The organism is Streptomyces sp. NPDC006798 (genome assembly GCF_040635975.1).
In the GTDB taxonomy this organism is placed as follows: Bacteria; Actinomycetota; Actinomycetes; order Streptomycetales; family Streptomycetaceae; genus Streptomyces.
In genome coordinates this window covers 1-6,991 of sequence record NZ_JBEYIS010000109.1, presented here as the reverse complement: position 1 = coordinate 6,991, position 6,991 = coordinate 1, and the positions used below count along the sequence as shown (strand labels likewise).

Below are 6,991 nucleotides of genomic sequence, written 5' to 3'. Positions count from 1 at the left end.
GTACCCCCACCGCGTGGACTCCCTCCTCCGCCTTGCGATCCACGGCACCAGACCCCGCTCGCTGATCCAGCCTGATCCGTCAGACACGCCCTAGCCCCGGCGGGCCAGGTCTGCCGCGCCGACGAGGCCCGCGCGGTTGCCGAGTTGGGCCGCGAGGACCTGGGCGTGGGGGCGCCACTGGGAGCCGACGAGCCAGCGGCGGAACGACTTGCGGACCGGTTCGAGGACGAGTTCTCCCTCGTCGGAGACGCCGCCGCCGACGATGAACGCCGACGGGTCGAAGAGGGACGCCAGGTCCGCGAGCCCGGCGCCGACCCAGCGGGCGAGTTCGCGGAAGGAGTCGACGGCGACCGAGTCGCCCTGCCGGGCCGCCGCGCTGACGTGCTGGCCCTGGATGCCGTCGACGGTGCCGTCGCCGAGGCCGAGGAGGATCTCCGCCTGGTCGGGGGTGGCGGCGGCGCGCTGCCGGGCGTAGCGGACGAGGGCGCGCCCGGAGGCGTACTGCTCCCAGCAGCCCTGGCTGCCGCAGCCGCAGAGGAGCCCGTCGGGTACGACCCGGACGTGCCCGAACTCCGCGGCGACGCCGAACCGGCCCCGGCGGAGTTTGTTGCCCATGATGATGCCGCCGCCGAGCCCGGTGCCGAGGGTGATGACGATGACGTCGTGGTGGCCCCGGCCCGCGCCGAAGCGGTATTCGCCCCAGGCGGCGGCGTTGGCGTCGTTCTCGACCACGACGGGGAGTCCGACGCGCTGTTCGACCTTGTCCTTGAGCGGTTCGTGGCGCCAGTCGATGTTGGGCGCGAAGATGACGTTGGCCCGCTTGTCGTCGACGTAGCCGGCCGCGCCGATACCGACGGCCTCGATGTCGTCGCCGGTGTTCGACCGGGCGCCGCCGACGGCCGCGCAGATCGCGTCCACGATGCCTTCGGGGCTCGACGGGGTGGGCACGGTATGGGTGTCGAGGATGGTGCCCTCTTCGTCGACCACACCCGCCGCGATCTTCGTTCCGCCGATGTCGACGCCGATCGAGAGTGCCATGTGTCCCCGCGTCCCTGTCGTGCTCGTGGTGCTCGTCGTACCTGCCGGGCTCGCCGGGCCGCGCGACGCGGTCCGGCCCGGCCACCGTACCGGAGGCGGGACAGGTTTCCGGCTGTACGTGATCATCGACGGCACGGTCGTGATCACTTGGAGATCAAGCCGGGTGGCCGGGGCCGGCCGGCCGGGCAGGCCGAGTCAGTCGAGGTCGATCTGTTCGCCGGGCGCGGCCCCGTCGCCCCGCCGGTCGTCGCCGCGCGGGCCGTCACCGGAGCGACCGGCGTCTCCGGCCGCCGCCCCGGACCCGGCGTCCGCGGCGTCGGCCGACCCCCGGGAGTCTCCCGGCTTCTTCTCCGTCGTCGCCTGGCGGGTCCACTGGTTCTCCTGGCCCTGGACCGCGGAGCGGTACGCCGCGAGGAGTTCGCCGCCCGCCGCCGCAAGGTGGTCGAAGACCCGGGGGTTGCGTTCGATGACGGGTTCCATCGCGGACTTCGCCTGGTTCACCACCTGCTGGACCGCGTTCTGCGCGGCCATGCCGGGGAGGGTCGACTGGAACTCGTTGACCTTGTCGGCGACGGCGCCGAAGAGTTTGCGCAGCTCCTCCCCGGCGCTGCCGGGCGCGGTGCCGTACTCGGCCCGGCGGCGGGCCTTCTCGGCCTCCAGGTCCTCGGCGCACGCGTCGGCCCAGGCGTCGGCGGACACGTCGGCGTCGGCGGGACGCTCGGTGGCATCGCTCATCTCGTACTCCTGCACAGGCGCGGTCGGGGCGGGTTCCTCGTACGTTCGACGGTACCCGACCGGGCGCGGGCCGTTCAGCCCTGTGCGGGCCAGAGCCCGGGGTCGGGGGTGAAGCGGACGGTGAGGACGCCGTCGGTGAGTCCGGCGCCGCTGACGGTGCAGCGGCGGAGCGCGGACGGCAGCGGAACGATCCTGCGGAACGGCCCGACGGTGAGGACGAGTTCCTGGCCGCGCCGGACCAGTCCGAGGTCTTCCTTGGCGGCGCCGGGCAGGGAGATGGTCCAGGTGAGGAGGTCGTCGTCGGCCCGCAGGTCGGTGACGCCGGTGTCGGAGGGGCCGAGGGAGATCCCGGGGACCTCGGCCGGTACGCCGAGCCCGGCCAGGTCGTCCGTACCGCGTGGGTCGTGTCCCAGGTGGGGGACGCGGCAGAGGACCGGGTCGCCGCCCCGCTCGTCCCAGGCGGCCCATTCGTCCAGGCATTTCCGCTGCCGGGCGGCGAGATCGGCGAGCCAGGGGTCGGCGGAGTGCGCGGGGAGTACGCGGTTGGCGATCAGGCCCTCGACCCGCAGGCCGTAGAGCGCGAGGCCGGGCCGGGCGGCCCGGAGCGCGGCGGTCGCGGACGGCGACGGCTCGGCGACTACGCGTACGGTGGTCGTTTCGGCGGCGAGCAGGGTCTCGACGGCGGCCAGTTCGTCGTCCCGGCGGGCGGCGGTCTCGTAGAGCCAGCGGGCGGGCATCGGGACCCCGGCGAGCTGGGCGAGTACGGGCCGCAGGGCGCGGGCGGCCTGCCGTTCGGGCGGCAGCAGCCGGCGGAGGTAGCGGCGGAGCCGTTCGGGCAGGGCGAGCAGGTCGGGCGCCTCGGCGAGCGGCGGCAGATCGACCACCACGAGGTCCCAGGCGGAGGTCCGCGCGGCTTCCCGGGCGACGGCCCGGAGCAGGGCGAACTGTCCGCTGCCGGGGATCTCGGTCAGCTCCTCGCCCGCCATCGGGGCGGCGCCGAGCAGTTCGAGGGCGGGTGCGGCGGTCCGCTGGAGGCCGAGGAACTCGGTCCGGAAGTCGGCGGCGGCGTCGATCCGGGCGACCCGGAGCCGGGGGGCCGCCTCTACGGGGGTCGCGGTCGGCGGTTCGGCGAGTCCGAGGAGCGCGGCGAGGGCGGGCCCGGGCTCAGCCGACAGCAGCAGGGTGCGACGGCCGCTCCGGGCGGCGGCCGTCGCGGTGGCCGCCGCGACGGTGGTACGGCCCGCGCCGCCGAGGCCGGTGACGAGGACCGTACGCATCAGGCCGCTGTCCCGCTTTCGACGCGCTTCTTCAGACCGTCGAGCGCGCGGTCGATGATGACCTTCTCCGCCTTGCGCTTGATCATGCCCAGCATGGGGATCTTGACGTCGACGGTGAGCCGGTAGGTGACCTCGGTCCGGTCGCCGCCGTCCACCGGTCGCAGGGTGTACGAGCCGTCGATGGCCCGGAGCATCTGGGACTTCACCAGGGTCCAGCTGACCTCGTCCCGGCCGCTCCAGGTGTAGGCCAGGGTGTGGTCGTCCTTGATCGCCCCGGCGTCGAGGACGAGCCGGACCTGCTCGGCCCGGCCCTCGGCGTCCCGGGAGACGACCTCGGCCTGCTTCACCTCTCCGGTCCACTCGGGGTAGCGGTCGAAGTCCGCGATCACATCCATGACTTCGACGGGCGCCGCGTCGATGATGATGCTCGAGCTGGTGTGTTCCGCCATCGCCGCGGCTCCTCACAGTGCGGTCCCGGTAACCGGGCCGACGCGGTCGGCACCGCGGGGTCCCCGGGTCAAGGGGTGAAGGTGAATAGGTGGTGTGAAGGCTATCGCGCCCGCGGGGGCGGCTGTTCCACGCCCCGGGGGGTCGTCCGGGGGCGCGGCGGGGTCCGGGAGCCGGGGCCGGGCGCCGGGCCGGATCCCCGAGCGCGCCGGGCGGGCCGTTCCGTAGCGGCGCCCCCGCCGGGCCGGACAGGGCCGCCGGGGCCACCGCAGGCGCCGGGCCGCCGCCGGGTCACCACTCCAGCACCCACGGCCGCCCGCTCGACGCGAAGTGGCCGACATTGACGCATTCGGTGGCGCCGATCCGCATCCGGGACACCAGCGGCTGGTGGACATGGCCGAAGAGGGCGTACCGGGGCCGGACCCGGTGGATCGCGTCGAGCAGTGCGGCGCTGCCCCGTTCGAAGCGGCGGGCGACGGTGTCGTACGTCAGATCGGGCACGTCGGGCGGGATGTGGGAGCACAGCACATCCACCTCGCCGAGCGCCTCGACCTTCGCCGCGTACTCCTCGTCGGGGATCTCGTACGGGGTGCGCTGGGGCGTCCGCAGCCCGCCGCCGACGAAGCCGAAGACGAGACCGCCGATCTCGGCCCGCTCGCCGTCGAGGACGGTGACCCCGGGGCGGGCGTACTCGGGCCAGAGCGTCGGGATGTCGACATTGCCGTAGGTGGCGTACGTCGGGACGGAGAAGGCGGCGAACAGCTCGGCGTACTGGCGGCGGACCGCTTCCTCGATCAGCTCGTCCCGGCTCCGGCCGCCGGTGTCGAGCCCGGCCCAGAGGCGTCGGGCCAGGTCACGGGCGTCCTCGAAGCGGCGGGCGGTACGGAGCGAGACGATCAGATCGGCGTTCTCGACGCCGAAGAGTTCGGGGAAGATCCCGCGCGAGTGATCGTGGTAGTCGATGAAGAGGACGAGATCGCCGAGGCAGACCAGGGCGTCGGCACCGGCGCCCGCGGCGGCCAGACCGGCCGCGTTGCCGTGTACGTCGCTCACGACGTGGATCCGTGTACTCACCGTCCGGTCTCCCCTGCTCTACGGCGTCGTCCGCTCCCGGCGCGGCCCCCGCCCGCCGCCCGGCCCCTGCCCGTCCGGCGGCCGACGCGGCGCCCGGCCGGGTACCCGCCCCGCCCCGCCGATCACCCTAGGTGGACCCGCCGTCGCCCGCCAGATCCGAGGATCCGGGGCCGCCGTCCGGCCCCGGACCAGGCGTTCTTCCCCGTTGCCCGGCGGGTGGCTTACCGTGGGACTACCCTGCGCGAACCACAGCCGTACGCCTTCCACGGCGGGTGTGACGCACGGAACATCTGGCCGGAACCCCCTACCCGGAACCGACTACCGGTGGGTAACGTCCGGGCAGCCCAGTGCACCCCTCCACGAAGCTGTGGCGCCGGCGCCCGATGAGGAGCAGCAGTCTTGCGCGAGTTCAGCCTTCCGGCCCTGTACGAGGTCCCGGCCGACGGGAACCTGACGGACCTCATCCACCGCAACGCCGCCCAGTACCCGGATGTCGCGGTCATGGGCCGCCGCACCCCGGACGGCTGGGTCGACATCACCGCGCGGCAGTTCCTCGCCGAGGTCCGCGCCGCCGCCAAGGGCCTGATCGCCTCGGGCGTGGAGCCCGGCGACCGGATCGCCCTGATGTCCCGTACCCGCTACGAGTGGGTGCTCCTCGACTTCGCGATCTGGTCGGCGGGCGCGGTGAGCGTCCCCGTCTACGAGACCAGCTCGGCCGAGCAGATCTCCTGGATCCTGGCCGACTCCGGTGCCGTGGGCATCGTCGTGGAGTCGGCGGCGCACGCGGCGGCGGTGGCGTCCGTACGCGACCGGCTGCCCAAGCTGCGGTCGGTCTGGCAGCTCGACGCCGGCGAGGCGGAAGGCGACCGGCCCGGCGACGGCGAGGCGGGCGGATTCGGGGCCGTTGAGGAGCTGACCGCCGCCGGAGTCGCGGCCGGAATAGCCGACGCGACCGTCGACGAGCGCGGCGGAACCCTCAAGGCCGACGACATCGCCACCATCGTCTACACCTCGGGCACCACCGGCCGCCCGCGCGGCTGCGTACTGACGCACCGCGCCTTCTTCGCCGAGTGCGGCAACATCGTGGAGCGGCTGAAGCCCCTCTTCCGTACCGGCGACAGCTCGGTCCTGCTCTTCCTGCCCGCCGCGCACGTCTTCGGCCGGATGGTCGAACTCGCCGCCGTGATGGCGCCGATCAAGCTGGGCACCCTGCCCGACATCAAGACCCTCACCGACGACCTGGCCGCCTTCCGGCCCACGGTGATCCTCGGAGTGCCGAGGGTCTTCGAGAAGGTCTACAACTCGGCGCGGGCGAAGGCGCAGGCCGACGGCAAGGGCGCGATCTTCGACCGGGCGGTGCTCACCGCCATCGAGTACAGCCGGTCGCTCGACACCCCGCGCGGCCCCTCGTTCGGGCTCCGGCTCCGGCACGCCCTGTTCGACCGGCTGGTCCACCGCAAGCTGCGGGCGGTCCTCGGCGGCCGCGGCGAGTACGCGATCTCCGGCGGGGCGCCGCTGGGCGAACGGCTCGGCCACTACTTCCGGGGCATCGGCTTCACGGTCCTGGAAGGGTACGGACTCACCGAGTCCTGCGCGGCGACCGCGTTCAACCCGTGGGACCGGCAGAAGATCGGTACGGTCGGCCAGCCGCTGCCCGGCACGGTGGTACGGATCGCCGACGACGGCGAGGTACTCCTGCACGGCGAGCACCTCTTCGAAGGGTACTGGAACAACGAGGCCGCGACGGCGGAGGCCCTGCGCGACGGCTGGTTCCACACCGGGGACATCGGCACCCTCGACGAGGACGGCTATCTCGCGATCACCGGCCGGAAGAAGGAGATCCTGGTGACCGCGGGCGGCAAGAACGTCGCCCCGGCCGTGATCGAGGACCGGATCCGGGCGCACGCGCTGATCGCCGAGTGCATGGTGGTCGGGGACGGCAGGCCGTTCGTCGGCGCGCTGATCACCCTGGACGAGGAGTTCCTGGGCCGCTGGGCCGCCGGACACGGCAAACCGGAAGGCTCCACGGCCGCCACGCTCCGGGACGACCCGGAACTGCTGGCCGACATCCAGCGCGCGGTGGACGACGGCAACGCCGCGGTCTCCAAAGCGGAATCGGTCCGCAAGTTCCGGATCCTGGGGACGCAGTTCACGGAGGAGGCGGGGCACCTGACGCCGTCGCTGAAGCTGAAGCGGAATGTGGTGGCGAAGGACTTCGCGGACGAGGTCGAAGCGATTTACAGGGCCTGAGGGGTAGGTCCCCGGCGCGCGGGGGCGCCTCGACCCTCCGGGTGAGGTCATCTGCGCCAAATGCCCTGCCGGGCTGATGTCGTCGGGCCGTGCACTACGTGGTACTGCCCGAGGGCAGGCCCGATGTCGGCGCCGAGCAGGAGAAGGAGCTGGTCGAGGGCGGACTGCCC

General features: G+C 73.4%; 6 protein-coding genes. 1 reads left to right on the top strand and 5 read right to left on the bottom strand.

Annotated elements, in window-relative coordinates; all coding sequences use genetic code 11:
- Positions 1-90 precede the first annotated feature (90 nt).
- From ABZ714_RS34705 to ABZ714_RS34685, 5 genes are all read right to left on the bottom strand, one after another.
- Positions 91-1,038, bottom strand: coding sequence for an ROK family glucokinase (locus tag ABZ714_RS34705; protein ID WP_358829361.1), 948 nt, complete (start codon positions 1,036-1,038; stop codon positions 91-93).
- Positions 1,039-1,233: 195 nt separating this feature from the next.
- A complete protein-coding gene (locus ABZ714_RS34700) occupies positions 1,234-1,773 on the bottom strand; it encodes a DUF5304 domain-containing protein (RefSeq protein ID WP_358829360.1) in 540 nt (179 codons plus the stop codon).
- Positions 1,774-1,847: 74 nt separating this feature from the next.
- The gene (locus tag ABZ714_RS34695; RefSeq protein WP_358829359.1) at positions 1,848-3,050 is read right to left on the bottom strand and encodes an ArsA-related P-loop ATPase; all 1,203 of its coding nucleotides are present in this window, start codon (positions 3,048-3,050) and stop codon (positions 1,848-1,850) included.
- Positions 3,050-3,499 (bottom strand): SRPBCC family protein, encoded by a 450-nt coding sequence (locus tag ABZ714_RS34690; protein WP_358829358.1) that lies wholly within the window; start codon positions 3,497-3,499, stop codon positions 3,050-3,052. Before ABZ714_RS34690 ends, ABZ714_RS34695 begins: the two co-directional genes overlap by 1 nt.
- A gap of 289 nt (positions 3,500-3,788) precedes the next feature.
- Entirely contained in the window at positions 3,789-4,571 is a 783-nt protein-coding gene (locus tag ABZ714_RS34685) for a metallophosphoesterase (RefSeq protein ID WP_358829357.1), read from the bottom strand.
- A 399-nt stretch (positions 4,572-4,970) separates the two neighbouring features.
- Between ABZ714_RS34685 and ABZ714_RS34680 the strand changes: the two genes are divergently transcribed.
- Positions 4,971-6,821, top strand: coding sequence for an AMP-dependent synthetase/ligase (locus ABZ714_RS34680; RefSeq protein WP_358829356.1), 1,851 nt, complete (start codon positions 4,971-4,973; stop codon positions 6,819-6,821).
- Positions 6,822-6,991: the final 170 nt, after the last annotated feature.